This window comes from Vibrio sp. 704 (assembly GCF_033339295.1).
This window is the reverse complement of sequence record NZ_JAWOUH010001061.1, coordinates 1-508: the sequence shown is the minus strand read 5'-3', so window position 1 is coordinate 508 and position 508 is coordinate 1. Positions and strand designations below refer to the sequence as shown.

General features: G+C 48.4%; 1 protein-coding gene. It reads right to left on the bottom strand.

The window, feature by feature from the left end; genetic code table 11:
• On the bottom strand, positions 1-508 hold a 508-nt coding region (locus tag R7R24_RS30650), incomplete at both ends, for a DEAD/DEAH box helicase family protein (protein ID WP_318120710.1).

Genomic DNA, 508 nt, shown 5'->3' with positions numbered 1-508 from the left:
AGGCGACGAAGCATGTCACGCTGATCGATCACGTCACCACGGCGTAAGTGCAGCATCATCTGTAAATACGACTCGGGATCACCCAAACCATAGATGGCCGAGACCGAAGCGACGATGATGGCATCTTTTCGTTCTAGTAAAGCTTTGGTGGCAGACAAACGCATTTGCTCAATGTGAGCGTTCACTGACGCATCTTTTTCAATAAAGGTGTCAGTTGTAGGCACGTACGCTTCTGGTTGGTAGTAGTCGTAGTAAGACACAAAATACTCGACCGCATTGTTAGGAAAGAACGATTTCATTTCCCCATACAACTGAGCCGCGAGGGTTTTATTTGGCGCCAGTAAAATTGCAGGGCGCTGTGCTTGAGCAATCACATTCGCTAGCGTGAACGTTTTACCAGAACCCGTTACACCTAAAAGCGTCTGATGCGCCAACCCCGCATCTAAGCCTTCTAATAATTGCTTAATCGCGGTTGGCTGGTCACCTGATGGCTGATACTCAGAGACCA